The sequence below is a fragment of the Mesorhizobium australafricanum genome (assembly GCF_033977265.1).
In the GTDB taxonomy this organism is placed as follows: Bacteria; Pseudomonadota; Alphaproteobacteria; order Rhizobiales; family Rhizobiaceae; genus Mesorhizobium; species Mesorhizobium australafricanum.
Genome location: NZ_JAVIIT010000001.1, coordinates 344,000 through 368,561, shown reverse-complemented (window position 1 = coordinate 368,561; position 24,562 = coordinate 344,000). Strand labels below are relative to the sequence as shown.

The 24,562-nt window shown below is 62.9% G+C and carries 26 protein-coding genes and 1 tRNA gene; 17 read left to right on the top strand and 10 right to left on the bottom strand.

Translation table 11 applies throughout. From position 1 onward, the window contains the following. Window positions 1-161: 161 nt before the first annotated feature. From folE to RFM98_RS01815, 3 genes are all read left to right on the top strand, one after another. Window positions 162-791, top strand: coding sequence for a GTP cyclohydrolase I FolE (folE, locus tag RFM98_RS01825; protein WP_320307235.1), 630 nt, complete (start codon window positions 162-164; stop codon window positions 789-791). Between the two features lie 40 nt (window positions 792-831). Further along, a complete protein-coding gene (gene hisI / locus RFM98_RS01820) occupies window positions 832-1,290 on the top strand; it encodes a phosphoribosyl-AMP cyclohydrolase (RefSeq protein ID WP_320307234.1) in 459 nt (152 codons plus the stop codon). 84 nt (window positions 1,291-1,374) lie between these two features. Further along, window positions 1,375-2,340, top strand: coding sequence for a patatin family protein (locus tag RFM98_RS01815; protein WP_320307233.1), 966 nt, complete (start codon window positions 1,375-1,377; stop codon window positions 2,338-2,340). A gap of 17 nt (window positions 2,341-2,357) precedes the next feature. Here RFM98_RS01815 and recJ read toward each other — a convergent pair whose 3' ends face one another. The 5 genes from recJ to RFM98_RS01790 all read right to left on the bottom strand — a co-directional run bounded on the left by recJ (window position 2,358) and on the right by RFM98_RS01790 (window position 8,486). Then, entirely contained in the window at window positions 2,358-4,142 is a 1,785-nt protein-coding gene (gene recJ, locus RFM98_RS01810) for a single-stranded-DNA-specific exonuclease RecJ (protein ID WP_320307232.1), read from the bottom strand. A 140-nt stretch (window positions 4,143-4,282) separates the two neighbouring features. Beyond that, a complete protein-coding gene (gene glpX, locus RFM98_RS01805) occupies window positions 4,283-5,266 on the bottom strand; it encodes a class II fructose-bisphosphatase (protein ID WP_320307231.1) in 984 nt (327 codons plus the stop codon). Between the two features lie 197 nt (window positions 5,267-5,463). Then, window positions 5,464-6,777 carry a homoserine dehydrogenase gene (locus RFM98_RS01800; RefSeq protein WP_320307230.1) on the bottom strand — a complete coding sequence of 438 codons (1,314 nt, stop codon included), beginning with the start codon at window positions 6,775-6,777 and terminating at the stop codon, window positions 5,464-5,466. Between the two features lie 42 nt (window positions 6,778-6,819). Beyond that, window positions 6,820-8,037 carry an LL-diaminopimelate aminotransferase gene (locus RFM98_RS01795; protein ID WP_320307229.1) on the bottom strand — a complete coding sequence of 406 codons (1,218 nt, stop codon included), beginning with the start codon at window positions 8,035-8,037 and terminating at the stop codon, window positions 6,820-6,822. A 41-nt stretch (window positions 8,038-8,078) separates the two neighbouring features. Beyond that, entirely contained in the window at window positions 8,079-8,486 is a 408-nt protein-coding gene (locus RFM98_RS01790; protein WP_320307228.1) for a hypothetical protein, read from the bottom strand. Between the two features lie 97 nt (window positions 8,487-8,583). On the opposite strand from RFM98_RS01790, the gene phaC reads away from it, so the two are divergent. From phaC to RFM98_RS01750, 8 genes are all read left to right on the top strand, one after another. Continuing rightward, window positions 8,584-10,419, top strand: coding sequence for a class I poly(R)-hydroxyalkanoic acid synthase (gene phaC / locus RFM98_RS01785; protein WP_320307227.1), 1,836 nt, complete (start codon window positions 8,584-8,586; stop codon window positions 10,417-10,419). A 325-nt stretch (window positions 10,420-10,744) separates the two neighbouring features. After that, window positions 10,745-11,911, top strand: coding sequence for a D-Ala-D-Ala carboxypeptidase family metallohydrolase (locus tag RFM98_RS01780; protein ID WP_320307538.1), 1,167 nt, complete (start codon window positions 10,745-10,747; stop codon window positions 11,909-11,911). A gap of 470 nt (window positions 11,912-12,381) precedes the next feature. Then, window positions 12,382-12,456 (top strand) — tRNA-Glu (locus tag RFM98_RS01775). A gap of 76 nt (window positions 12,457-12,532) precedes the next feature. Further along, complete coding sequence (locus RFM98_RS01770) at window positions 12,533-12,838, top strand: hypothetical protein (RefSeq protein WP_320307226.1); 306 nt, start codon at window positions 12,533-12,535, stop codon at window positions 12,836-12,838. Window positions 12,839-13,733: 895 nt separating this feature from the next. Continuing rightward, window positions 13,734-13,991: a hypothetical protein gene (locus RFM98_RS01765; protein ID WP_320307225.1), complete on the top strand. Its 258-nt coding sequence runs from the start codon at window positions 13,734-13,736 to the stop codon at window positions 13,989-13,991. A gap of 369 nt (window positions 13,992-14,360) precedes the next feature. Further along, window positions 14,361-14,705: a hypothetical protein gene (locus RFM98_RS01760; protein ID WP_320307224.1), complete on the top strand. Its 345-nt coding sequence runs from the start codon at window positions 14,361-14,363 to the stop codon at window positions 14,703-14,705. Further along, on the top strand, window positions 14,702-14,974 hold the full coding sequence (locus RFM98_RS01755) for a hypothetical protein (RefSeq protein ID WP_320307223.1): 273 nt from the start codon (window positions 14,702-14,704) through the stop codon (window positions 14,972-14,974). Before RFM98_RS01760 ends, RFM98_RS01755 begins: the two co-directional genes overlap by 4 nt. Before the next feature lie 656 nt (window positions 14,975-15,630). Then, on the top strand, window positions 15,631-16,317 hold the full coding sequence (locus RFM98_RS01750) for an aspartyl/asparaginyl beta-hydroxylase domain-containing protein (protein ID WP_320307222.1): 687 nt from the start codon (window positions 15,631-15,633) through the stop codon (window positions 16,315-16,317). A gap of 19 nt (window positions 16,318-16,336) precedes the next feature. Here the strand turns inward: RFM98_RS01750 and RFM98_RS01745 are convergent, their stop codons facing one another. The 4 genes from RFM98_RS01745 to RFM98_RS01730 all read right to left on the bottom strand — a co-directional run bounded on the left by RFM98_RS01745 (window position 16,337) and on the right by RFM98_RS01730 (window position 17,897). Then, window positions 16,337-16,642, bottom strand: coding sequence for a DUF982 domain-containing protein (locus tag RFM98_RS01745; RefSeq protein ID WP_320307221.1), 306 nt, complete (start codon window positions 16,640-16,642; stop codon window positions 16,337-16,339). A 128-nt stretch (window positions 16,643-16,770) separates the two neighbouring features. Then, window positions 16,771-16,929, bottom strand: coding sequence for a hypothetical protein (locus tag RFM98_RS01740; protein WP_320307220.1), 159 nt, complete (start codon window positions 16,927-16,929; stop codon window positions 16,771-16,773). 222 nt (window positions 16,930-17,151) lie between these two features. Next, on the bottom strand, window positions 17,152-17,388 hold the full coding sequence (locus RFM98_RS01735; protein ID WP_320307219.1) for a hypothetical protein: 237 nt from the start codon (window positions 17,386-17,388) through the stop codon (window positions 17,152-17,154). Window positions 17,389-17,501: 113 nt separating this feature from the next. Further along, window positions 17,502-17,897, bottom strand: a complete 396-nt coding sequence (locus tag RFM98_RS01730) for a hypothetical protein (protein WP_320307218.1) — start codon at window positions 17,895-17,897, stop codon at window positions 17,502-17,504. A 170-nt stretch (window positions 17,898-18,067) separates the two neighbouring features. Between RFM98_RS01730 and map the strand changes: the two genes are divergently transcribed. Then, complete coding sequence (gene map, locus RFM98_RS01725) at window positions 18,068-18,895, top strand: type I methionyl aminopeptidase (protein ID WP_320307217.1); 828 nt, start codon at window positions 18,068-18,070, stop codon at window positions 18,893-18,895. A 157-nt stretch (window positions 18,896-19,052) separates the two neighbouring features. On the opposite strand, the gene RFM98_RS01720 is transcribed toward map, so the two are convergent. Continuing rightward, window positions 19,053-19,436, bottom strand: a complete 384-nt coding sequence (locus tag RFM98_RS01720; protein WP_320307216.1) for a hypothetical protein — start codon at window positions 19,434-19,436, stop codon at window positions 19,053-19,055. Window positions 19,437-19,673: 237 nt separating this feature from the next. Between RFM98_RS01720 and radC the strand changes: the two genes are divergently transcribed. The 5 genes from radC (at window position 19,674) to RFM98_RS01695 (ending at window position 24,541) form a co-directional block, all read left to right on the top strand. After that, on the top strand, window positions 19,674-20,435 hold the full coding sequence (radC, locus tag RFM98_RS01715; RefSeq protein WP_320307215.1) for a RadC family protein: 762 nt from the start codon (window positions 19,674-19,676) through the stop codon (window positions 20,433-20,435). Between the two features lie 263 nt (window positions 20,436-20,698). Next, window positions 20,699-21,877, top strand: coding sequence for a carbohydrate kinase family protein (locus tag RFM98_RS01710; RefSeq protein ID WP_320307214.1), 1,179 nt, complete (start codon window positions 20,699-20,701; stop codon window positions 21,875-21,877). Window positions 21,878-21,946: 69 nt separating this feature from the next. Next, window positions 21,947-22,723 (top strand): glutamine amidotransferase, encoded by a 777-nt coding sequence (locus RFM98_RS01705; protein WP_320307213.1) that lies wholly within the window; start codon window positions 21,947-21,949, stop codon window positions 22,721-22,723. Window positions 22,724-22,751: 28 nt separating this feature from the next. After that, window positions 22,752-23,522 carry an ATP-binding cassette domain-containing protein gene (locus RFM98_RS01700; protein WP_320307212.1) on the top strand — a complete coding sequence of 257 codons (771 nt, stop codon included), beginning with the start codon at window positions 22,752-22,754 and terminating at the stop codon, window positions 23,520-23,522. Between the two features lie 32 nt (window positions 23,523-23,554). Then, window positions 23,555-24,541, top strand: a complete 987-nt coding sequence (locus RFM98_RS01695; RefSeq protein ID WP_320307211.1) for an autoinducer 2 ABC transporter substrate-binding protein — start codon at window positions 23,555-23,557, stop codon at window positions 24,539-24,541. The last annotated feature ends 21 nt before the right edge of the window (window positions 24,542-24,562 follow it).

Here is a 24,562-nt window from a genome sequence, read left to right as displayed (position 1 = left end):
ATATAATGGTGGCAGTCGGGCATCGACAAGGCGACAGGAAGCCGTTGTCCCTGCTCATTTGTTCACGCCGCTTGCGGGATGGAAATGGGCGATTTTCACCCAAAAGGTCGTGGTCCGTTCAACTCGTTCCACCTTTGAGTGGGACTACGGGAGACGCCTTTATGGATGCCGTCATCAAGAAAATCATGCCCCCGTCCGAATATCTGGACAAGCCAGTCACCGACCGGCCGAGCGAAGCCGAAGTCGAAGCCGCCGTGCGAACGCTTTTGCGTTGGACCGGCGACAATCCGGACCGTGAAGGCCTGATCGATACGCCGAAGCGTGTCACCAAAGCCTTCCGCGAAATGTTCAACGGCTATGACATGTGCCCGGCCGATGAGCTTGGCCGCACCTTCGAGGAAGTCGCCGGCTATGACGATCTCGTCATCGTCAGGGATATAACATTCCATTCGCATTGCGAGCACCACATGGTGCCGATCATCGGCAAGGCGCATGTCGGCTATCTGCCGGACGGCAAGGTCGTCGGCCTGTCGAAGATCGCGCGCGTCGTCGACATCTTCGCGCATCGCCTGCAGACGCAGGAAGCAATGACCGCGCAGATCGCCGGCGTCATCCAGGACGTGCTCAACCCGCGCGGCGTCGCTGTTATGCTCGAAGCCGAGCATATGTGCATGGCCATGCGCGGTATCCGCAAGCAGGGCTCGACCACGCTGACCTCGACCTTCACCGGCGTCTTCAAGGACACGCCCGAGGAGCAGATCCGCTTCGTCACCATGGTGCGCGCCGGCTGATTTGCCGGCCGTCGCCGGCCCGAACACATAAGGACCGGCGATGTCGGCACTGCAATTCCCCGAAGCTCCATCAGACAAGAAAGCGCTGGAGGAAGGCACCGTTCTTTCTCCGCGCTTCGATGCCGCGGGCCTCGTCACCGTCGTCGTCACCGATGCCGGCGACGGCATGCTGTTGATGGTAGCGCATATGAATGCCGAGGCACTGGCGCTTACCCTCGAGACCGGCATTGCCCATTACTGGTCGCGCTCGCGCAACGCGCTGTGGAAGAAGGGCGAGACCTCCGGCAATTTCCAGCACGTCGTCGAGATGCGCACGGATTGTGACCAGGACGCGATATGGTTGCGTGTCAAAGTTTTGGGCCACGACGCAACTTGCCACACTGGACGGCGTTCTTGTTTTTATCGGACGGTGGGACTGAATGACGGCAAGGCGACGCTTGCCGGCGACGGCAGCAGGCCGCTGTTCGATGCGGATCGAACGTATCGGAAGCCGGTGTGAACCATTCAATATTCACAAACCACCCATATTCACTATTCTCAAATATCCTTGCGGTAGAAAGGATATGGGACAAGGGAGATTATGATGCTCGAATGGGCGTCATTGCGCAGCAGACCTGACGTTCGGGAGGCCAACGGCCCCGCATCGTCGGGCGGCGTGCCCGATCCGAAGCCAGGCGGGAAAGCAGGCATCTCGCTCGCGCTCGGCGGCGGCTGCGCCCGCGGCTGGGCTCATATCGGCGTGCTGCGCGCGCTTGACGAGGCCGGTATCGAAGTGTCGATGATCGCCGGAACCTCGATCGGCGCGCTCGTCGGCGGCTGCTACCTTGCCGGCAAGCTCGACGAGCTGGAAGAATTCGCCAGGAGCCTGACCAAGCGGCGCCTCTTCGGTCTGCTGGATTTCAATCTGCGCGGCAGCGGCCTGTTCGGCGGCATGAAGCTCGACCAGCGCCTGCGCGAGCATCTGGCTGGCGTCCGCTTCGAGCACCTGTCGAAGCCATTCGTCGCCGTCACCTCGGAAATCCGCACCGGCCATGAGATCTGGCTGTCGAGCGGCTCGCTTATCACGGCAATGCGCGCGTCCTACGCGCTGCCGGGCGTTTTCGAGCCGGTGAATTGCAACGGCCGCATCCTGGTCGATGGCGCGCTGGTCAATCCGGTGCCGGTCTCGGTCTGCCGCGCGTATGAGCAGCCGCTCGTCGTAGCGGTCAACCTGCACTACGACCTGTTCGGACGCGCCGCCGTCATCAAGCATAGCGCCGGCGAACTTCTCGTCGAGAAGGACGCGCCGCGCCCCGGCCAGGTCAATCCCCAATCACACCAGACCCGCCTCGGCATCACCGGCGTCATGGTTGAGGCCTTCAACATCATCCAGGACCGGATTTCGCGGGCCAGGCTCGCCGGCGACCCGCCGGATATGTCGCTGCAGCCGAAGCTCAGCCATATCGGCCTGACGGAATTCCACCGCGCCGACGAGGCGATCAGCCTCGGATACCAGGCGACGAAGTCGCAGATCAGCGAACTGACCCGGCTGCAGTCCGTTCTCATGTGAATTTCCCGATTTCGTTGTTACGCCAGCGCCGCATCGCTGATGCGAAACTGCACCGTGCGGTTGCCATTCCAGTAATTGCCCGACAGCGAACCGGCGATGTGCACGGTTCTGCCCCTGTTCCTGAACAGGAATTCGCCGAGCGCCGTGTCGACGGCACGGAATGCTATGGCCTGGATATTGCCGCCGCTTTGCGACTGCAGGTCCACGCGAATGTGGTTGGTGCCGATCGCGCGCGCGTCGGTCAGCCGGTGGCGCGGCAGCACGAACACCGGCGCGATGTGCCCGGCGCCGAACGGCCCGGCTTTCTCCAGCGCATCGAGCAGCGCGATGGTGGCGCCCTCTGCGGCCAAAGCGCCGTCGATCGCCAAGCTTTCCTCGTTCTGCAGCCGGAAAACGTCGGCCGCGGCGCGCTCCTCGAAGAAAGCGCGCAGTTCGCCGAGCTTTGCGCGTTCGACGGTGATGCCCGCGGCCATCGCATGGCCGCCGCCCTTTACGATCAGTCCGGCATCCGCCGCCTCGCGTACAAGCCGGCCGAGATCGAAGCCGGTCACCGAACGCCCCGAGCCCGTGCCGACGCCCGTCGAATTGAAGGCGATGGCAAAGGCCGGCCGGCGCGCATAGTCCTTGAGCCGCGAAGCGATCAGCCCGACGATGCCGGGATGCCAGTTGTTGCTGGCGGTGACGATGACGGCGGGGCCATTGCCGCCGGCAAGTTCCGCATCGGCCTCGGCGCGCGCCTGCGCCAGCATCGCCTGCTCCATCTGTTGTCGTTCCTGGTTCAGCCGATCGAGCGTCTCGGCGATGCTTGCCGCCTCGACGGGATCGTCGGTGGCTAACAGCCGGCTGCCCAGCGCCGCATCGCCGATGCGGCCGCCGGCATTGATGCGCGGTCCGATCAGGAACGAGAGATGGAACGTGTTGATCGGCTCGCCGATACGCGAAACCCGCGCCAGCGCCGCCAGCCCCTCATTCTTCTGCTGGCGCACCACCTGCAGTCCCTTGACCACGAAGGCGCGGTTGACGCCGGTCAGCGGCACCACGTCGCAGACCGTCGCCAGCGCCACGAGATCGAGCAGCGAAAGCAGGTCCGGCGGCGCGGCATTCGGCAGCTTTTCGCGCAGCGCCTTCGCCGTCTGGACGAGGCACAGGAAGACGACGCCGGCGGCACAGAGATGCCCCTGCCCCGACAGGTCGTCCTCGCGATTGGGGTTGACTACTGCGTCGGCCGCCGGCAGCGGGCCGCCAACCTGGTGATGGTCGAGCACCACGACATCGGCGCCGGCCTGCTTGGCAGCCTCGATCGAGGAGGCGCTGTTGGTGCCGCAGTCGACGGTGACGATCAGCTTCGCGCCACGCGAGATCAGCTCCCGCATCGCTTCCGGGTTTGGTCCGTAACCCTCGAAGATGCGGTCCGGGATATAAATTTCGGACGGCACCGAAAAATGTGTCAGAAAGCGCTTGATGAGCGCCGACGAGGCCGCGCCGTCGACATCGTAGTCGCCGAAGATCGCCACTCTTTCGCCGGCGACGATCGCATCGGCAAGCCTTGCCGCCGCTTTCTCCATATCGGTCAGCGACGCCGGATTTGGCAAAAGCTCACGAATGGTCGGATCGAGGAAGCGCTCGGTCTGCTCCACGCTGACGCCGCGCCCGGCAAGCACCCGCGCCACGATGTCGGGCACGCCATGGCCCTGCGCGATGGCCAAAGCGGCCATGTCCTGCCGCTCGGTCAGCCGGTGTTCCCAGGAAACACCGGTCGCCGACTGCCTGACATCGAGGAAGAACCGTTTCTCGCCCGTCATAAGACGCGCCGTCTGCACATCATGATTGCGCAGATATCAATATGCGACGTCCGGAGCAATTCCGGGGAAGCGAGCAATCCGGGGAAAAGTGTGGAACGGTTTTCCTCGAATTGCCGCAAAAGCATCCAAGCGAGACGAAATCAGAACTTTTCCAGATCCTGGTGGCGCGCCTTGATCTCGCGCACCGTGCGCGAGGATGAGCGCAGCACGATGGTGTGCGTGGTGATGAAGGTGCGGCCGAACTTCACCCCGTCGAGCAGGTTGCCGTCGGTCACGCCGGTCGCCGCGAACAGCACGTCGCCACGCGCCATGTCCTGGGCGCGGTAGATCCGCTTCGGATCGGAAATGCCCATCTTCTGCGCCCGCGCCACCTTCTCCGGCGTGTCGAGGATCAACCGGCCCTGCATCTGCCCGCCGGTGCAGCGCAGCGCCGCCGCGGCCAGCACGCCTTCCGGCGCGCCGCCCGTGCCGAGATAGATGTCGATGCCGGTCTCGTCGGGGTCTGTGGTGTGGATGACGCCGGCGACATCGCCGTCGCCGATCAGCCGGATCGCCGCGCCCGTGGCCCGCACGGCGTCGATCAGCCTGGCGTGACGCGGCCGGTCGAGGATGCAGGCGGTGATGTCGGAAACGGCCACGCCCTTGGCCTTGGCCAGATTGGCGAGGTTCTCGGCCGGTGAAGCGTCGATGTCGATCAGGTCTCCCGGATAGCCGGGACCGATGGCGATCTTGTCCATGTAGACGTCGGGGGCGAACAGCAGGCTGCCCTTTTCCGCGATGGCGATGACGGCAAGCGCATTGGGCAGGTTCTTGGCGCAGATCGTGGTGCCTTCGAGCGGATCGAGCGCGATGTCGACCGCCGGGCCTTTGCCGGTGCCGACCTCTTCGCCGATATAGAGCATCGGCGCCTCGTCGCGCTCGCCCTCGCCGATCACCACCGTGCCTTTGATGGCCAGCCGGTTGAGCTCCTGACGCATCGCATCGACCGCCACCTGGTCGGCGGCCTTCTCATCGCCGCGGCCGCGCAGCCTGGCGGCGGCGACGGCGGCCCGTTCGGTGACGCGCACGACTTCCATGGTAAGGATCCGGTCAAGACCGGCGGCGATGTTCTGGGCCATGTTCATGGATTACGCATTCCTCGTTGACTGTTGCTTCGAGCAATCCCGGACGGAAGCCGCCAAGCGCTTTTCCTGGAATTGCTCCCGCCTCCCGCCAGAGGCGCGCTTCTTCTGGCAAAGCTCCATGACAACGGCAAGACTTGCCCCGTCACTTTTTGAAATGGCAGCAAAATCAATCGATTGAAGGCAGATTGCGGCCCTAGCTATTCCGCCCGCTCGATGCGGATCACCTGCGCCTTGTCGGTCAGATGACCGTCCTTGATGATGCCTTCGACAGCCTTGCGCACCGCCGCTTCCGTCGTCTCGTGGGTGACGAGGATGACCGTCTTCTGCGCTTGCGTTTCCGGACCGGCCGCCTGCTGGACGATCGATTCCAGCGAGATGTCGTTGTCGGCCATGCGCTTGGCGATGGCTGCGAAGACACCCGTGCGGTCATGCACGGTCAAGCGGATAAAGTAGCCGCCGGCATGGCTGCGCATCCGCGCCTTCTTGTAAGGCTTCAGTTCCTTCGCCGGCCAGCCGAACACCGGCGCGTGCTGGAAGCCAGGTCGACTTTTGGCGATGTCGGCAATATCGCCGATCACTGCCGACGCGGTGGCGTTGCCGCCCGCGCCTGGGCCGGATAGCAGAAGCTCGCCCAGAATGTCGGTCTCGATCGCCACCGCGTTGGTCACGCCGTGCACCTGCGCGATGACCGACGCCGTCGGCACCATGGTCGGATGCACACGCTGCTCGATGCCGCTGTCGGTGCGCTGCGCGACGCCGAGCAGCTTGATGCGGTAGCCGAGATCACCAGCCGCGCGGATGTCGGCCTGGGTGATGTTGGAGATGCCTTCCATATAGATGTCGTTGGCGGCGATCTTGGTGCCGAAGGCAAGGCTGGTCAGGATCGACAGCTTGTGCGCCGTATCGTGGCCTTCGATATCGAAGGTCGGGTCGGCCTCCGCATAGCCGAGCCGCTGCGCGTCCTTCAGGCAGGCGTCGAAGGAGATGCCTTCGGCTTCCATGCGGGTCAGGATGTAGTTGCAGGTGCCGTTGAGGATGCCGAAGACACGCGTCACCGCATTGCCGGCCATCGCCTCGCGCATTGTCTTGATGACCGGAATGCCGCCGGCCACCGCCGCCTCGTAGTTGAGCAGCACGCCCTTCTTCTCGGCGATCTCGGCCAGCGCCACGCCATGCTTGGCGAGCAGCGCCTTGTTGGCGGTGACGACATGGCGCCCAGCCTCGAGCGCCGCCTTCACCGATAGCCGCGCCGGCCCGTCGTCGCCGCCGATCAGCTCGACAAAGACGTCGATATCGGCCTTTTCGGCCAGCTCGACGGGATCGTCGAACCATTTCGCGGCGCTCAGATCGATGCCACGGTCGCGCTTCGGATCGCGGGCCGAAACGGCCGTCACGACGATGTCGCGGCCGCATTGGCGGGTGAGCTCGGCCGCCTTGTCGCGCAGCACGCGCGCCACTGAGGCGCCAACCGTGCCGAGGCCGGCAATTCCAACACGCAACGCTTCAGCCATGTCCGGCGACGCCCCTCAAAAACCTACAGCTATAAGGCAAACTCAACGACGAGCGGCGAGCGGCACCACATTGTTGGGCTGCTTGGCGGTGGTCGCGAGGAACTTCTTGATGTTGCGCGCCGCTTGGCGGATCCGGTGCTCGTTCTCGACCAGCGCCACGCGCACATAGTCGTCGCCATGCTCGCCGAAGCCGACACCCGGCGCCACCGCGACATCCGCATGCTCGATGAGCAGCTTGGAGAATTCGAGCGAGCCGAGATGGCGGAACGGCTCCGGGATCGGCGCCCAGGCGAACATCGAGGCCGCCGGCGCGGGAATGGTCCAGCCTGCACGGCCGAAGGAATCGACCATCACGTCGCGCCGCTTGTGGTAGACCTCGCGCACTTCCTCGATGTCGGCGCCGTCGCCATTCAGCGCATGCGCCGCTGCCACCTGGATCGGCGTGAAGGCGCCGTAATCGAGATAGGACTTGACGCGCGTCAGCGCCGAAATCAGCCGCTCGTTGCCGACCGCGAAGCCCATGCGCCAACCGGGCATGGAGAAGGTCTTCGACATCGAGGTGAACTCGACGCAGACGTCCATCGCGCCCGGCACCTGCAGCACCGAAGGCGGCGGATTGCCGTCGAAATAAATCTCGGAATAGGCAAGATCGGACAGGATGATGATGTCGTTCTTCTTCGCGAATGCGACCACGTCCTTGTAGAAGTCGAGCGAGGCGACGAGCGCCGTCGGGTTCGACGGATAGTTGAGGATCAGTGCCAGCGGCTTCGGGATCGAATGGCGGATGCCGCGCTCGACCGCAGGGATGAAGCCATCGTCGGGCTCGACCTGCAGCGAGCGGATGACGCCGCCCGACATGATGAAGCCGAAGGCATGGATCGGATAGGTCGGATTGGGGCACAGGATGACATCGCCGGGCGCGGTGATCGCCTGGGCCATGTTGGCGAAGCCTTCTTTCGAACCCAGCGTCGCCACGACTTGCGTGTCGGGGTTGAGCTTCACGCCGAAGCGACGCTGATAATAGTTCGCCTGGGCGCGGCGCAGGCCCGGAATGCCGCGCGAGGACGAATAGCGATGCGTGCGCGGATCGCGCACCACCTCGCACAATTTGTCGACGATGGCCTTGGGCGTCGGCAGGTCCGGATTGCCCATGCCAAGGTCGATGATGTCGGCGCCGCGCGAACGGGCGCTGGCCTTCAGCCGGTTGACCTGCTCGAACACGTAAGGCGGAAGCCGGCGGACCTTGTGAAATTCTTCCATTTCAGTTCCAGACCATCAGAGTTTCGGCGCGCGATATAGACCTAATTGCAGTTAGGGTCGAGGGTCGGGTCGCATTTGCCCTCGATCTGCTTCAGCGTGTCGCCGCCATGCGTCCTGGCTAAAGTGTTGAGCGCCGCCGAATTCGCCGGTGCCTTGGCGCCGCCGCCCTTGGCGATCTGCGCCTGCTGCTCGGCCTTGAGCTGGGCCAGGTTCGCGGCGGTCTCCTCCTTGGTGAGCTGCTTGGCGGCCACCCGCGGCGGGACGTTGAGGTTCGGATAGGAGCCGGTGTCCTTCGGACCTTCGGTCAAGGCGGTCGGCGCGGCGTTGTTCGGGCTGGTGCTCGTGCAGCCGCCGGCGGACAAAAGCACGCCAACCAGCGCCGCCGCGACCGCCATGCGGCAAATCGGACCCGGCCTGAGAAAAAAAGTGCCGCCAACATTAATCGTCATATTGTTTTCCTGGCAGCCGGGTTACAGCGAATTGGACCCGGTCAGATGTCCCATGGTAATATGTCAAGAAAACGCTCCGGGAGGAACCCCGCGAACCATGTCCAAACCTGACGATTCGGACAAAGCGGAAAATGGCGGACCTTCGGCCATCGAGCAATATCTGGTGAAGGATCCCGAGCGCTTCGCCTTGAACATGGCTCGAATGGTCGAGCAGGCGGGCAAGGCGGCTTCCGCCTGGGCCGAGCCGCGTGAGAAAGGTGAAGTGCGCGATCATGTCGCCGAACCCGTCGTCGACATGGTCAAGACCTTCTCCAAGCTCTCGGAGTACTGGCTGGGCGACCCGCAGCGCGCGCTCGAAGCGCAGACGCGGCTCTTCGCCGGCTATATGACGGTCTGGGCGAACGCCATCCAGAAGGTCACGCCCAACGCCGACGCTCCCGACGATGCGGTCCAGCCCGAGCGCGGCGACAAGCGTTTCCAGGATCCCGAATGGGGCCGCAATGCCTTCTTCGACTTCCTTAAGCAGGCCTACCTCGTCACCTCGCGCTGGGCGAACGAGCTTGTCGAGCACGCCGAGGGGCTGGACGAGCACACCCGCCACAAGGCGAGCTTCTACGTCAAGCAGGTGTCGAACGCGATTGCGCCGTCGAACTTCATCCTGACCAATCCGGAGCTGTTCCGCGAGACCATGGCCTCGAATGGCGAGAACCTGGTGCGCGGCATGAAGATGCTGGCCGAGGATATCGCCGCCGGCCGCGGCGACCTGAAGCTGCGCCAGGCGGACTACACGCCCTTCGAAATCGGCAAGAACATCGCCACGACGCCCGGCAAGGTCATCGGCCGCAGCGATGTCGCCGAGATCATCCAATACGATCCGGTGACGGAAACGGTGCTCAAGCGCCCGCTGCTGATCTGCCCGCCATGGATCAACAAATTCTATATTCTCGACCTCAACCCGCAAAAATCCTTCATCCGCTGGGCGATCGAGCAGGGCCATTCGGTCTTCGTTATCTCCTGGATCAACCCGGACGAACGCCACGGCGCCAAGGGCTGGGAAGCCTATATCCGCGAAGGCCTGCAATTTGGCCTCGACATGGTGGAGAAGGCGACAGGCGAAAAAGAAGTCAACGCCATCGGCTACTGCGTGGGCGGCACGCTGCTCGGCGCTGCGCTCGCGCTGTTGGCGCAGGAGGGCGATCACCGCATCAAATCGGCAACCTTCTTCACCACCCAGGTCGACTTCACCTATGCCGGCGATCTCAAGGTGTTCGTCGACGAGGACCAAGTTGCTGCCGTAGAGCGCTCGATGAGCGAAAAGGGCTATCTCGACGGCACCAAGATGGCCACGGCCTTCAACATGCTGCGCTCGGGCGACCTGATCTGGCCCTATGTCGTCAACAACTACATGCGCGGCAAGGAGCCCCTGCCCTTCGACCTGCTCTACTGGAATTCCGATTCCACGCGCATGGCGGCAGCCAATCACTCCTTCTATCTGCGCAACTGCTATCTCGAGAACAATCTCTCGCGCGGCGTGATGGAACTTGCCGGGCGCGTCGTCTCGCTGGCCGACATCACCATCCCCGTCTACAACCTGGCTACGAAAGAGGACCACATCGCGCCGGCGCTTTCGGTGTTCCTGGGGTCGCAGTTTTTCGGCGGCGACGTGGAGTATGTGATGGCGGGTTCCGGCCACATCGCCGGCGTCGTCAATCCGCCCGCCGCCAAGAAATATCAGTACTGGACCGGCGGCAAGCCGGTGGGCGACTTCAAGACGTGGCTTGCCGCGGCGCACGAGCATCCAGGCTCCTGGTGGACGCACTGGCAGCACTGGATCGAGAACCAGGACAACATCCACGTAGCTGCCCGCAAACCCGGCAAGCGTATGAAAACCTTGGGAGATGCGCCGGGCACCTATGTCAAGGTGCGTGTGTAACGGACTGTAATGTCTGGTGAGTTGACGGGCCGCCAAAACAGGGCGAAATGGTGGCGTCAATCGTTTGGCGGCCTCAAATCACCTTCCGACGCAGAATAATTCCGAGGCTTGCAGATTCGACACAGTCCCGTTTCCGGTTGGGAACAGGAGGATTATCGCGGCGCGGTTCTGGAGTGGCGCGGCGATAACGAACCGACCGGATACCGAGGGGGAATTTGTTTTGAAATCAGCAGGTTGGCGTCTTGGACGAAGGGAAAGTCGCAGCATTGCGGCGGCGCTTTTCTCCGTGCTTCTGGCCTCCTGCACATCGACCGGCGATCCGACGATGTCGGTCGTGTCGCCCGCCTACAATTCAACCGCCGGCGAAATGAGCGCGACATCCAGCGCCAAGACTGCAACTGCCGCCGATTCGTCGGCTCAGTCGGCATCCGCGACGACCGATGTGGCATCGACCGTGATGAGCGAAGGCGACACGCCCTTGCCCGAAAAGGTTGCCTATGTTCCGGAGACGCGGCCGCAAGCCGCTTTCCCCGCCGTCGCTGTGCCCGCGGGCGCGGCCACGATCGCCGGTAACACGCCGCAACCGCTGGTTCCGCAGGCGCAGACAGCCGAACAGACGCAAACCGCCGCCCAGCAGGTCGCCGCCGGCGATGCCGCCGCCGTGGCGTCGAAGGCACAGGCGATCACGCAGGCCATGAGCAATGGCGTCTATGTAACCGCGGGCGAGCCGGCGCAGCCGCAGATCGCCGCGCCGAAGAAGAGCCTGTTCGCCTCGCTGTTCAGCACCACGCCGGCTTCGGCCGCGCCCGCGCCGCTGATCAACAACGCGCGTTCCGGCGACCAGCCCGCCGTGCAGGCCAAGACCACGCCGCCGCCGGCCAAGCCGATCGTGACGCTGGCTTCGGCGACACCAGGTGAAAAGCCGGTGCAACTGGCCTCGCTCGACGACCCGGCCAATCACATCACGGGCGCCGACGCCCTTCCCGGCGTGCGCCAGACCGCGCTGTTCGAGATCAAGCGCAAGTCCGGCATCGACGACGAGAGCGACGTCGACCTCAACGAGGATGAGGGCGGCGGCGGTTCCTACCAGGTGGCCTCGGCCGCCGGCATGGCAAGGCTCGCGCCCAATGGCCTTTTGAAGCAGAATGAAAGCGTCGACGTCGCCTGCCTCAAGCCGTCGCTGGTGCGGGTGCTGAAGACGATCGAGGGCCATTTCGGCCGCAAGATGGTCGTCACCTCCGGCTATCGCGATCCCTCGCGCAACCGGCGCGCCAACGGCGCCAAGAACTCGCTGCACATGTATTGCGCCGCCGCCGACATCCAGGTGCCCGGCGTCTCGAAGTGGGAGCTGGCGAACTACGTCCGCACGATGCCAGGCCGCGGCGGCGTCGGCACCTACTGCCACACAGAATCCATCCATGTCGACGTCGGCCCCGAGCGCGACTGGAACTGGCGCTGCCGCCGTCGCAGCGGCGGCGGTGAAGACGGCTGATACTCGGCTTGGCCCGTGCGCATAGCCGGGTTGACCGGTTGAGGGCCGATCACCGCCAATGCCGCCGTTTGTTTCAACAAACCGTCAGGGACGTTCGCGATTGGCCGAAACCTTCCGAACTTCGTCATACACGGGCGGAGCGGGAGCGAAGCGGACGCGCAGGCCCGAGGATCCTGCCGTTACCTCGACCGTAGGGTGCAGCGGCGCGGATTCTGCACCGATGCGATACGTCAGCGTCACGGCATGGATTCTATGGTCTGCGCCGCGTCGCTTCGCTCCTTGCTCCGCTCCTTACTCCGCCATGGAATGACGTCCGGCTGATCTCGAAGGATGCATGACCAAGTGAGCCCGTAAACCCCGCCTGGCTCGCAGAAGCGCGGCTTTTGCCACCTTTGAAAAAAGTTGTCGCATGTGGCGGCAGATGGGTTGCCGGTTGGCAACAACGCAATTATAAGCCGCTTCGTCTGAGCGCGCCCATCGTCTAGCGGTTAGGACACCGCCCTTTCACGGCGGTAACAGGGGTTCGATTCCCCTTGGGCGTACCAGATTTTCAATGACTTGGCTGACTTCCAGTCAAATGTGTCGAATATTCATCGAATATACGCTCCCGAACCGTGCTGAATGCCTTTGATTCGGACGAGCACGAGCGATCTCAAAAACGTTGAATTGAGTTCTGGGTTTTTGCCACAGGGCTATGAGACCGAGGATGCCGCGAAGGCACACATAGCCGAACTGCAGGGACATTGCGACCTTTCCGGCTATGACGACCGCAATGCCCTGGTGGGCAAAAAGACGCCAGCGAAAGCGAAATCACATATTGGTGGCTGGAATATCCCGCGTAGAAAAAGCCCGGCAGCCGAAGCCGCCGTCAGTTATAGCCAGTTCGAAAACCACGGACTGGTGTCATACCCTAAGCGGGGATTGTAGTGATCAAGGAAGTTTGCGGGCCCATTTGACGGTCGTGCAACCACGGTGCCTGTCGATTTGCAATCCAGTTTCGAAGTCGGCTTGCTGCTAGCCTTCATATGAGTTGCAGAACACGAGGTTGCAGCCTGAGCGGTGGCCAACTTTTTCTTCTCTTTCGCAACAGCTGCTCCGGTGGCTGCCAATACCATTGCTACGCCAAAGACAACGAGTTTCATTGAAACGCCCTCACCCTGCACAATCCGGAATGATTGTGCCTAGTTAACGTTACGTCAACCACGTTTTGTCCGCAACCTACCCGGACCTGACGGCGAATAGTGCCAGAAGAACCGGGAAGCCGAAGCCGCCGGGCCTTGTGTCCTCCCCCATAGAAACCGAAACAGGGGAAACAGCCGAAACATCGTCGTGTAGGGCGTGCCTCCACCTATAGGACCGCAACAGCCGCAACAAAAAAGCCCGGAAGCCGAGCCTCCTGGCCACCCGCAGCCAGCCTCAAGTTTGCGCCCGGGCGTGCCTTCGGAAAGGGGAACTTCATCGTCATTGGCGATCCTCGTGAGAGCGGTCGCCGCACCGGGGAGGATTATATTCCTCATCGCGGATCGCTTGCCAAGTGCTTACGCGATCACACCATAGCCGTTTGAGGTAGATTAGCCGATTTGTATATGCGGCGGCCCTGAATAAGCCGTCAGAGGCCCGGCGCTCGCCCTGAAGGCATTCTCCCCAACGAGATGCGTCGGCCACCTTGGCCCGCTGCCGGTGAGGTGGCACATCTGCAGCGGGCCATCGAACATTAGCAGTCACTTGACGAACCCGCCGACCGCGCCAGACTCATGGAATGGCGAAGGGCGCAATAAACATCGGCGATGAGGTCGCTATCACGGCGAAGGTGCGAGGGCGAGTGACTGAGGATCGGATCAGCGTGACGATCCCGTCCTACGATTTTCCGCACTCGATCGTCGACCGAACGATAAAGGTCACGCTTGGCCAGGAGATTGAACTCATCGGCGATGTAACGCATGTCGACGAGGGCAAGGTGACGGTAAACCTGGGCGTCCCCGTCACCGTGAACGCCGACACGGTTAGGCTGGTGACCGCCTACAAGCCGCCGACGAGGAAAAGTCCGCGCCGGGGATCAGCCTGCCCAGTCGAACGGTGATGCAACGCAACAGCAGCCGGCCATTCATTGCCAGGGACAGAATTGCCTGCCCCCGAAGGACGACCCGGTACAGGAGTGCAAGGGGCAGGATTGCACGCTGGCTCCAGAGACCGACCAGCCGACGGGTCCGGTGATTGAAAAGGTCAAATAAGCAAGCTCGTGGGCGCCGATTTCGTCAGGAAGCAGCTCCAAAAACCTCTGCTGCGGCGCTGGTGTGAGGCTGCGGAGGGCCTGATCGTGGCAGCCCTCAGACACAATCCAGAAACACGCCAGAAAAACTCCAGAAATCGTTAAAGCGTACATTTGACTGGAGGGCCAGTTCATCGGCTGCTGCGCTATGGCAGCAATTGTTCGGGTTTGCGACAAGCGATGCAAAGGATCTCGATCAGCGTGATGAGTGCATTGCTCAGCATGTCGCTCATCACAGCCGCAGTCGGAGCCTCTAGCGCAAAGGTTGCGCCGCTGACCCGGACCGAGCGCTGCGCCAATCTCAGCCGCCAAGTCGACGAAGCCCTCGAAACCCATGCCGCGGCAACGCAGGTCACCGCGGCGAAAGCACTGCAAAGAAAGGGAAACCGGTTCTGCGCCAACAAGAAGCAGGCGCAGGGAATCCGAATGCTCGCAAACGCTCTGAAGCTGCTTGGCGTGACACCGATCGATCCCGATGCAGCGACACCCAAAACCGACCTGCATAATAAGGAGAAAAAGCCATGAAAAAGTCCCTCATCTCCGCTCTCGGTCTTGCTTTTGCGCTCGCTGTCTCGATGCCGATTCCCGGCATCAGCACTGCCGTCGCTGCTACAAAGCCGGCGGCGCCGGCGGCGACCATGACCACCACCGCGCCGGCCTCAGATGCTATGACGAAGAAAAAGCCAGCCAAAAAGCACGTCGTGAAGGCCTGCAAGGTGACGAAGAAGCACAAGTGCCCAGTGAAGCACAAGAAGAACACCGCGAAGAAGGCCGCCCCCAAGAAGGCATACTAAACTCTGCTATGTTATAAAAGGCCGTCCCACATCCAGCATTTACGTGGACGGCCTTTTTTCTTGCACCCGCCCCCATCCATCCTGCACAGCCGAAGCGTCCGGCGCGCTTCCCTGTGTGGGCAATAGCGGCAAGCATTCGCGCCTGTGCGGCAATGCGGAGCCGGTCGTGCGCCTCTTGCTGTGCGCGTTCTCGCTCGAGCCGGTAGACCTCGGGCAAAGGCTGCCAGTCCTTTGGCTTCAGCTTCATGCACCACTGCGGCCGGCGATAGCCCCAGTGCTCGATCGCGACGAGATCGGAGCCGTCGAACCAGCATAAACACGTTGAGCTTCCGAAAATGGAGTTGCCGGGCCGCCCACCACACGTCATCGATCCGGCCGTGTGGCGCGCCCAAGGCCCAAGAGGTCCAGCCGCGGCCGGGGCGTTCGGTGATCGACGCGGAAGAACGGCTTGGAGGCGTCTTCGATGCCCGGTCGCGGGCCGGCACCGGCATGAGTGATTTCAGCCTGGCGGTATCGATTGCGTCGTCCCGACCGCGCCACAACGCAATGACGGGCCAGTCATGCTGTCTATCGGCCGTTAACGGCCCGAACAAATTCGCGTGAGCGATGCCCGCAAGCAATATCCCACTATATAACAGCGTCGTCGAGGTAATGAGATGTCAAGCGCCTACGATCTCGGAACCGGCCTGGTCCGCCGTATCTATGAAAAGCGCATAGATGCGCCGGCGATTCTTGATACCGGCACGCATTTTCCCAATGCGGCGAAGTTCACCGCCGCCTGGCAGGGCATCCGCGATGAAGCTCTCGCGGTAAAGCTGAACAAGGTTCCGCGCTTCCACGACATCATGCCCGAGCAAGCCGAAATCTCGGCCAATGACGGTCTCGACTGGCGCATGTTCGTGCTCAAGGCCTACGACATGACCGTCCCGGAAAACATCGCGCGCATGCCGGTCCTCAGCAGGCTGCTTTCGGAGTGCCCCGAGGTCAAATCGGCGGCTGTCTCGTTTCTGGCCCCGCGCAAGCACATCCCGCCACACCGCGGACCTTTTCGCGGCATCATGCGGTTTCATCTCGGCCTGGTCATCCCCAAACAGCCGGATGGCCGTCCAGCAACGATCATGATGATCGATCACGAGGAAAGGCGCATCGCCGACGGCGAATGCATGCTGTGGGACGACACGTTCGAGCACGAAGTCATGAACAACTCCGATCGGCCACGCGTCGCTCTCCTCCTCGACGTGTGGCGTCCGCAAATGCCGCTGGACATGGAAATCCTGTCGCGCGTGATCATACGCGGTGTGCAGGTGGGAATGCGCTATCGGGGCGTGTCGTTCGGCGGCTGAACCAGATGCAAATCGAAGCCTAAGCTCGCGCCTCGCGATACGTCCCTGCCCTGCTGCCACGCTTGCCGGGAAACATCGCGTCCCTCGCCAGCAAACCGCTGACACGGCAAAAGGCCGCGAAGGCGCGGCAGGCTTCCTCGGTGCTGGCGACATCGACCGTCGCGCCGAAGCAGGCATTGAATGCAGCTTCGTAGACCTTGCCTTGGCGACGCTTCGGCCAATCCTGCAGGAAATCGAGCGCCTGCTCGACGCTGTAGATTTCCTCGACCGGCAGGCCGGGCGCGGGCATGATGCGCACCGGCACCTCGAATTGCAGTCTGTCCATTCCCTGTCTCCCGAACTGGCGCAGCCCTGGCAACGCCGCCCGATGTGAAAAGTTGCTTTGGCATGTGAAAAGTTGCTTTGGCGACCTTCTGACTCAGGAATGTGACCTCAGTGCGGTCAACGATCGTTTCACTGGTGCGTCAGATCCGCGCCCCGCTGGGTGTGTTCGGCTGGCTGGTATGGAGGGAGCACCAGCGTGCCGTCGGCGGCTGACGCGCCGGCCACGGTGGATGCCGGCAACGTGGCGGCGAGAACGATCTGGCGAATGGAAATACCGTTGTTGATCAAGCTGACGTCCGGCAAGCGCCGGGCTTGAAAACCTGACCAATGCATGTCGCCCAGAAGTGTGCAGCGGTTCTGGGACAACGACATGCATCAAAGCAAAGACTTAAAGCGCGTCGCCTGAATCCGGTTCAGCGCGACGCGCTTTAAGGCCGCAGGATAACCATTGGGTGACAGGGCGACGCAACCCGCATCGCCCTGCCAGTGCCCTGTTCCATGTCCTTGCCGCTACTGGTTGGCCGGGTCGGTCTCGGCATCATAGGCCATGCGGATAACCACCATCAGCACATAGGCGGACGGCAGCGCGAAGATAGCACCGAGCACGATCGCCGCCGTTCCTTCCATTCGAAGGATGGCGGCAACGGCCCAGTAGACGGTGCCGATGCAGATCACCGCCTGGATTGCCAGAAAGGAGGCCGCGGCAGCCGCTCGGGTGAGTGTCTCGAACGTCTTGATGCGTTGCATTGAATGAATCCGAACTGATGCGCACGCAACCGGCGGACGGCCAGCGGCCGTCGCCGGATCGCGACGCGAGGAAATGTTGATGTTTTTGAGTGCCGCGCTTTTGCGGCTGAGCCTTATGCGGCGGGCGGCGCGCGCGGCTGGTTGGTGCGCGAGGCTGTTGCGCTTCCCGATGCGGGCGCGACGACGATCTCGGCCGGCAATGCCTGGCCGATAATGAGAAAATCGGATGCGTGCGCGAAGGCGCCTGGATTGCCGCTGACGAGCTTTACGGGGAGCGGCCGGCTGGCGCGAACTTCAAGCGCCTGCGCTTTGCCGGTCGTTCTGAGCAGCGCAATCGTGTCGCCATGGCGGGCGGCGCTGATGCTGGAGCCGCCCGAGAGCGAGACGGCCGACGCGGAGATTCCAGCCTGGGCGAAGCTCAGCAGCGCGAGCATCAGCAGCGCCATCAGGCCCGCGCAGGCGGTCCTGACCGGCAACAGCGTCGATCTCTCGCGTTCAGGTGCCGTCACGGCAATCTCCGGATACCAGGACCCGCTCTAACCCATGGAATGGCCAAGGGAAAGCCGCCATGGACGCCTCCTTCGCACTTCGTCCTTGAACCTTGCGGCTTCCGGTGCCAAATCTGGAGCAGATTTTCGCACTCGGCTCCTTAGGAGCCTACGCCGGCAAACGGACAAAAATGGTTACCTATCTCGACGCCTCCACGGCCCCGCTGCGCAATACCGGACAGATTCGCCTCTATGGCGAGGAAGGCTTCGCCGGCATGCGCAAGGCCTGCGACCTCACCGCGCGCTGCCTTGACGAGCTTGTGCCGATGGTGAAGCCCGGCGTGACGACGGAAGCGATCGACCGCTTCGTCTTCGAGTTCGGCATGGACCATGGCGCACTGCCGGCAACGCTCAATTATCGCGGCTACACCAAGTCGTCCTGTACCTCGATCAACCATGTCGTCTGCCATGGCATCCCCGACAACAAGCCGCTGAAAGAAGGCGACATCGTCAACATCGACGTCACCTATATCCTCGACGGCTGGCACGGCGATTCCTCGCGCATGTATCCCGTGGGCACGATCAAGCGCGCCGCCGAGCGCCTGCTCGAAGTGACCTATAAGTGCCTGATGCGCGGCATCGCCGCGATCAAGCCCGGCGCCCGCACCGGCGCCATCGGCGCCGCGATTCAGACCTATGCCGAGGCCGAGCGCTGCTCGGTGGTGCGCGACTTCTGCGGCCACGGCGTCGGCCAGCTTTTCCACGACGCGCCGAACATCCTGCACTACGGCACCGTCAATGAAGGCGTCGAGATGCGGCCGGGCATGATCTTCACCGTCGAGCCGATGATCAATCTCGGCCGGCCGCATGTGAAGGTATTGTCGGACGGCTGGACGGCGGTCACCCGCGACCGCTCGCTGTCGGCGCAGTACGAGCACACGATCGGCGTCACCGACGCCGGCTGCGAGATCTTCACGCTGTCGCCGAAAAATCTCGACCGCCCTGGCCTGCCGGCCTAATGCATGTCGCCCAGAAGTGTAGGCGGTTCTGGGACAACGACATGCATAAAAACAAGGACTTAGCGCGTCGCCTGAATCCGTTTCAGGCGACGCGCTTTAAGAGGCCGGGGCCAAGTCTTGGCCTCTAATCGCCCGGATTTGTTCCGCGCATTGCAGCCTATTTCCAGTATTTGCCTGGCCGCCAGTCTTCGTCCTCGTCTTGGTCCCGTAACCAGCGCATTATTTCCCGACAACTGCGCGGACGGCCATCGCTGACCCTGCCATCGGTGCAGGGATCGTAGCGTTCGCGCGGGTAATTCTCGTGCCGTTCCCGGTACCGCTCCCGGCGATCCAGCATCCGCAGGAGCTCCCGGCAGTTATGCGGCTTGCCGTCGCTGTAACGACCGTTCCTGCAGGGATCGTCGTATTGGATGAATTGGATCAGGAGGTTCCGATCAGGGCGGCTATCGGCGGGTATGGCATCGATCACCGCGGCAGCCATTGCGGGACTGTAGCCCAGAAGCAGCCCTGCGCACAGCAGGATACGAAAGAGCCTGGGCATCTTGGTTCTCCGAAAGCGGCATCATCAACGAGGACACCGCGAGCTTGCGCGCCCCCCATTGCCGCAACGTTGCGTCGAGGTCGGAGGCTGCTCATTTCTGGAAGCAATTCCGGCTGCTTGACGACTATTGGTTGATCGACAGTGTTGAAAAGACCTCGACCGCCCCTGCCCGCCGTCCTAGTATTTCGTGGGGACCAGCGATCATTGCTCGGCTGCAGGCTGGATACGGGCGGGGACATGGCGACACAAGGCGACGACGACGAGCGGAGCTTCTTTTCCGAGGCGCCCGTGCGGCCGGCGACAAAAGCCAAGGCGGCGATCGATGAAAAACCGCATTATCACGGCCATCGCGACCGCCTGCGTGAACGTTTCGTCGCCGGTGGACCGGACGCCCTGCCCGACTACGAACTGCTCGAGTTGCTGCTTTTCCGGCTGATCCCGCGGGTCGACACCAAGCCCATCGCCAAGGCGCTCATTGCCCGCTTCGGCTCGCTGGCCGAGGTGCTCGGCGCGGAAGCGGCACTGCTGGAGGAAGTCAAAGGCATCGGGCCGGCCGTCGCGACCGATCTCAAGGTCATCGCCGCCACGGCGCGGCGCATGGCGCGCGGCGAGGTGCGCGGCCGTGAAGTCCTGTCCAACTGGACGCAACTGCTCGACTATTGCCGCTCGGCCATGGCCTTCGAGGCACGCGAGCAATTCCGCATCCTGTTCCTCGACAAGAAAAACGCGCTGATCGCCGACGAGGTGCAGCAGACCGGCACCGTCGACCACACGCCGGTCTATCCGCGCGAGGTAGTGAAGCGCGCGCTCGAACTCTCCGCCAGCGCCATTATCCTGGTTCACAACCACCCTTCCGGCGACCCGACGCCGTCACGCGCCGACATCGAGATGACCAGGCAGATCATCGATACGGCCAAGCCTCTCGGCATCGCCGTGCACGATCACATCATCATCGGCCGCAAGGGCAATGCCTCGATGAAGGGCCTGCTGCTGATTTGATCTGATGCGTTGCCACGGCTTGCCAACTGCCGGCGGATCGGACTGCCCGTCTGACGATGAATGGCACAGCCTGTCGGACAAGGCGCAAAAAGGCTGGATTTGAAAATAGTTCAATTGCGCAACGAATGATCCCCGTGATGGCGCTCACGCGGATCAATCTTCTATCTACAAAGGGATAGCGGCGGCCTCTTTAGAAGATAATTCCGTTGAGGCCTTTCACATCCACTGCTAGCGTTTTGAAACGCTTCAATTGGATCACGCCTTTGCAACGCAAACGCCCGACCATAGCGGATGTCGCGCGAACCGCCGGTGTCTCCATCGGCACGGTCTCGAACTTCATCAATGGTACGGCCGGCCTCAAGGAAGGCACGCGGGACCGCATTGAGAAGGCGATCGCCACCCTTATGTACCGGCCGAGCTCGTTTGCGCGCTCCCTGCCCGGCCGTGCGCCGCAGCGGTCGAAAAATCTCGATCATCTGCCTAGGCTTCTCGTCGCCGGCCGGGTGAGCGTCGACTTCCTGTGCCGCGTCGACGTGCTGCCGCATCGCGACGACCGGATTACGGCAAGCCATATCGAAAAGGCGCTGGGCGGCCCCGCCGCCAATCTCGCGGTTGCCGCTGCCGGCGTCGGCGTCCCCTACGCGCTTGACGTCGAGCTGGCGACGGCGGTCGGCCAGGACGCGGAGAGCGACTGGGCGCTTGGCGAGCTTTCCAAACTGGGCGTCCACGCCTTACCAATTCGCAGCACGCCCAACAACCGGCTCTCGCAGGCGATCGTCATTATCGAGCGCAACGGCAGCCGCACCATCATCAGCGAGCCTTTCGAGTTGGGCGAAGTCGACCTGACCGCCAATCTGGATATCCAGCCGGAGCAGCGCCCGGCCTGTCTTCACATAGAAGGCTTTCATTATGAGACGATGACGGCGTCCATCGCGCGCTTTCGCCAGGCCGGCTGGAAGGTGAGCCTGCATTCGGCTGGCCTGCCCAGGACCGCGCGCACGCCTGAAATCTTCGCGCAGATGGTCAAGCAGATCGACCTGACCTTCATCAACGATGTGATGATCAGGGAGATCTACGGATTTCGCACGCGCATGGCGACGATGATCGAGGAAGTTCGGCTGATGCTGTCACGCATCAAGCCGCGTGGAACGGTCGTGCTCACTCTTGGCGAATTCGGCGCGGTGGTCTTTCCGGCGACCGGCGGTCCGCAGATCGAGGTGCCGGCGCTGCCCGTCAACCGCGTGGATGCGACCGGCGCCGGCGACAGCTTCGCCGGCATCTTCCTCAGCCTCTGGCTGCATGGCGCGTCGCTGGAAACCGCTGCCCGCTACGCGGCGGTCGGCGCCAGCCTGACGACGACGGTCGAGGGCGCGCAAGGCTACATCGCCGATTTCGCGATACTGAAGGCCACCGCCGCGGCAAGCGATGTGATGGCCAGCTAGATCAATGGCTTACCGGTTCCTAGGCATCCGGTAGGCAAACCAACAGGCAATATCGGGAGAAACACGGTCATGGCGAAAACGAAAGTCCTTCTGGTCGGCGAGAGCTGGATGAGTTCGGCGACCCACTACAAGGGCTTCGATCAGTTCGGCAGCGTTACTTTCCATCTCGGCGCCACGCCCCTGGTCAACGCCCTGAAGGACAGCGAGTTCGACCTTGAATACATGCCGGCCCACGAAGCCGTCGAGAAGCTGCCTTTTACCATGGAGGGCCTGTCGCAATACAAGGCCATCGTGCTCTCCGACATCGGCGCCAACTCGCTCTTACTGCATCCCGATGTCTGGCTGCACGGCAAGACCGTGCCCAACCGGCTCAAGCTGCTGCGCGACTGGACGCGGGCCGGCGGCGGCCTAGTCATGATCGGTGGCTATTTCAGCTTCCAGGGCATCGACGGCAAGGCCCGCTGGCACCGCACGGCGGTCGAAGACGCGCTGCCGGTGACATGCCTTCCCCATGACGACCGGCTCGAAATTCCCGAGGGCTTCCGGCCTCAAATCACCGGCCCCAGGGATCATGCACTCTTTGCCGGTATCGAGGGCGAATGGCCGATCCTGCTCGGCGCCAACGAGGTCATTGCCCGCGACCGCGACGATGTCGAGATATTGGCGCGGCTGCCGCAGGACCAGGGCGGCCATCCGCTGCTGGTCACCGGGCGCCATGGCGAGGGGCGCACCCTGGTCTGGACATCCGACATCGGCCCGCACTGGCTGCCGAACAGCTTCGTCGAATGGCCCGGCTACGCGCGGCTTTGGACCAACGTGCTGCGCTGGGTCAGCAAGGCCGCCTAGCCTATCCACGAATGCCGGAGAGACCGTCATGACAGCCCCCTTTCTTGTCGCCAGGAACATCGCCAAGCGCTTCGGCGCGCTGACGGCGCTTGCCAATGTCGACCTGGAGATCCGGCCCGGCGAAGTGCTGGCGCTGCTCGGCGACAATGGCGCCGGAAAATCGACTTTCATCAAGATTCTGGCGGGCGCCCATCCGCCGAGCGACGGCGAACTTCTCATCGAAGGCAACGCCGTCGCGTTCTCCTCGCCAAAAGATGCGGCCGCGTCCGGGATTGCGACAATCTTCCAGGAACTGGCGCTTTCAGAGAACCTGTCGATCGCCGAAAACGTCTTTCTCGGCCGAGAATTGAAACGCTCCATTTTTGGCGTTCCCTTTCTGAGGCGCAGGGAGATGCGCCAGCATGTCGACGGACTTCTGCAGGAACTCGACGCCCATATCTCCGATCCCGAAGCCCCGGTCGGCAGCCTGTCGGGCGGCCAGCGCCAGGCCGTCGCCATCTGCCGGGCGCTCAATCTCAACGCCCGGCTGGTCATCATGGACGAGCCTACGGCCGCCCTTGCCGTCGCCGAGACCCGCAAGGTGCTGGCGCTGACGCGGCGGCTTGCCGAGCGCGGCTGCGCCGTCGTGCTGATCAGCCACAACATTTCCGAAGTCTTCGAGGTTGCCGATCGGATCGTGGTGTTCCGGCGCGGCCGCAAGGTGGCCGAACGGCTGGCCGCCGAGACCAATCACGAGGAAGTCGTTTCGCTCATAACAGGCGCCCATCCCGACGTGCGGGCGCTCGAAAAAACAAACTGACACGCACGTCATTCCAGAGAGGATCAAACACAATGCTTTCACAACTCAGGAAACTGCTCGCGGCCTCCGCGCTGTCGTTCGTCGTCGCAACGGCGGCGCATGCGGCGGACAAGCATAAGGTCGCCTTCGTCCCGCAGTTGATCGGCATTCCCTATTTCAACGCCATGGAGGCCGGTGGCAATCGCGCCGCCAAGGATCTCGGCGTCGATTTCGTCTATTCCGGCCCGGTCGACACCAATCCGGTCGACCAGTTGCAGATCGTCCAGAACATGATCGACCAGGGCATCGAAGCGATTTCGGTCAGCGTGCTCGATGCCTCCAGCATCGCTCCCGTGGTCGAGAGCGCCAAGGCCAAGGGCATTAAGCTGTTCACCAGCGACAGCGATGCGCCCGACAGCGGCCGCGCGGTCTATGTGGCGCAGGCGACGGACGAGGGCCTCGGCACCACGATCATCGACGAACTGGTCAAGCGCGTCGGCGAGGACGCCACGATCGGCATCGTCTCCGGCGAAGCGACCGCGTCCAACCTCAACGCCTGGATCGGCTTCATGCAGAAAGAGGCCACCGCCAAATATCCCAAGCTGAAGCTGCTCGCCCCGCAATTCGCCGGCGGCACGGCCGAGCGCGCCGCGCAGATCTCGGGCGACCTCATGGCCGCCAACCCTGACATCAAGGCCATCATCGCCGTTGCATCCTCGACCTGTCCAGGCGTTGCCCAGGCTATCGAAACGGCCGGCAAGATCGGCTCTGTCATCGGCACCGGCTACTGCAGCCCGAACACCGCCCGCTCCTATCTGAAGAGCGGCGCCTTCGGCTTCACGGTGCTGTGGGATCCCGAACAGCTGGGCTATCTCACGGTCTGGGCCGGCAAGCAGCTCATCGACGGCAAGAGCTTCGAGGCCGAGAACAAGATTGCCGGCCTGGACAAGCCCGCCACCTATGATGCCACCAAGGGCATCCTGCTGCTCGGGCCACCGGCCGTCTTCACCAAGGACAATGTCGACAAGTTCAACTTCTGAGCCCTAACGTGGACGCGGTGC

What these genes read in the sequence shown, in the direction of transcription:
- RFM98_RS01815 (WP_320307233.1), top strand. Translation starts at nt 1,375, where the DNA reads ATGCTCGAATGGGCGTCATTGCGCAGCAGACCTGACGTTCGGGAGGCC.
- map (WP_320307217.1), top strand. Translation starts at nt 18,068, where the DNA reads ATGGTTACCTATCTCGACGCCTCCACGGCCCCGCTGCGCAATACCGGA.
- RFM98_RS01755 (WP_320307223.1), top strand. Translation starts at nt 14,702, where the DNA reads ATGAAAAAGTCCCTCATCTCCGCTCTCGGTCTTGCTTTTGCGCTCGCT.
- RFM98_RS01750 (WP_320307222.1), top strand. Translation starts at nt 15,631, where the DNA reads ATGTCAAGCGCCTACGATCTCGGAACCGGCCTGGTCCGCCGTATCTAT.
- glpX (WP_320307231.1), bottom strand. Translation starts at nt 5,266, where the DNA reads ATGAACATGGCCCAGAACATCGCCGCCGGTCTTGACCGGATCCTTACC.
- RFM98_RS01700 (WP_320307212.1), top strand. Translation starts at nt 22,752, where the DNA reads ATGACAGCCCCCTTTCTTGTCGCCAGGAACATCGCCAAGCGCTTCGGC.
- folE (WP_320307235.1), top strand. Translation starts at nt 162, where the DNA reads ATGGATGCCGTCATCAAGAAAATCATGCCCCCGTCCGAATATCTGGAC.
- RFM98_RS01780 (WP_320307538.1), top strand. Translation starts at nt 10,745, where the DNA reads ATGTCGGTCGTGTCGCCCGCCTACAATTCAACCGCCGGCGAAATGAGC.
- RFM98_RS01790 (WP_320307228.1), bottom strand. Translation starts at nt 8,486, where the DNA reads ATGACGATTAATGTTGGCGGCACTTTTTTTCTCAGGCCGGGTCCGATT.
- RFM98_RS01720 (WP_320307216.1), bottom strand. Translation starts at nt 19,436, where the DNA reads ATGCCCAGGCTCTTTCGTATCCTGCTGTGCGCAGGGCTGCTTCTGGGC.
- hisI (WP_320307234.1), top strand. Translation starts at nt 832, where the DNA reads ATGTCGGCACTGCAATTCCCCGAAGCTCCATCAGACAAGAAAGCGCTG.
- RFM98_RS01745 (WP_320307221.1), bottom strand. Translation starts at nt 16,642, where the DNA reads ATGGACAGACTGCAATTCGAGGTGCCGGTGCGCATCATGCCCGCGCCC.
- radC (WP_320307215.1), top strand. Translation starts at nt 19,674, where the DNA reads ATGGCGACACAAGGCGACGACGACGAGCGGAGCTTCTTTTCCGAGGCG.
- RFM98_RS01760 (WP_320307224.1), top strand. Translation starts at nt 14,361, where the DNA reads ATGCAAAGGATCTCGATCAGCGTGATGAGTGCATTGCTCAGCATGTCG.
- recJ (WP_320307232.1), bottom strand. Translation starts at nt 4,142, where the DNA reads ATGACGGGCGAGAAACGGTTCTTCCTCGATGTCAGGCAGTCGGCGACC.
- RFM98_RS01800 (WP_320307230.1), bottom strand. Translation starts at nt 6,777, where the DNA reads ATGGCTGAAGCGTTGCGTGTTGGAATTGCCGGCCTCGGCACGGTTGGC.
- RFM98_RS01735 (WP_320307219.1), bottom strand. Translation starts at nt 17,388, where the DNA reads ATGCAACGCATCAAGACGTTCGAGACACTCACCCGAGCGGCTGCCGCG.
- RFM98_RS01795 (WP_320307229.1), bottom strand. Translation starts at nt 8,037, where the DNA reads ATGGAAGAATTTCACAAGGTCCGCCGGCTTCCGCCTTACGTGTTCGAG.
- phaC (WP_320307227.1), top strand. Translation starts at nt 8,584, where the DNA reads ATGTCCAAACCTGACGATTCGGACAAAGCGGAAAATGGCGGACCTTCG.
- RFM98_RS01770 (WP_320307226.1), top strand. Translation starts at nt 12,533, where the DNA reads ATGCCTTTGATTCGGACGAGCACGAGCGATCTCAAAAACGTTGAATTG.
- RFM98_RS01705 (WP_320307213.1), top strand. Translation starts at nt 21,947, where the DNA reads ATGGCGAAAACGAAAGTCCTTCTGGTCGGCGAGAGCTGGATGAGTTCG.
- RFM98_RS01695 (WP_320307211.1), top strand. Translation starts at nt 23,555, where the DNA reads ATGCTTTCACAACTCAGGAAACTGCTCGCGGCCTCCGCGCTGTCGTTC.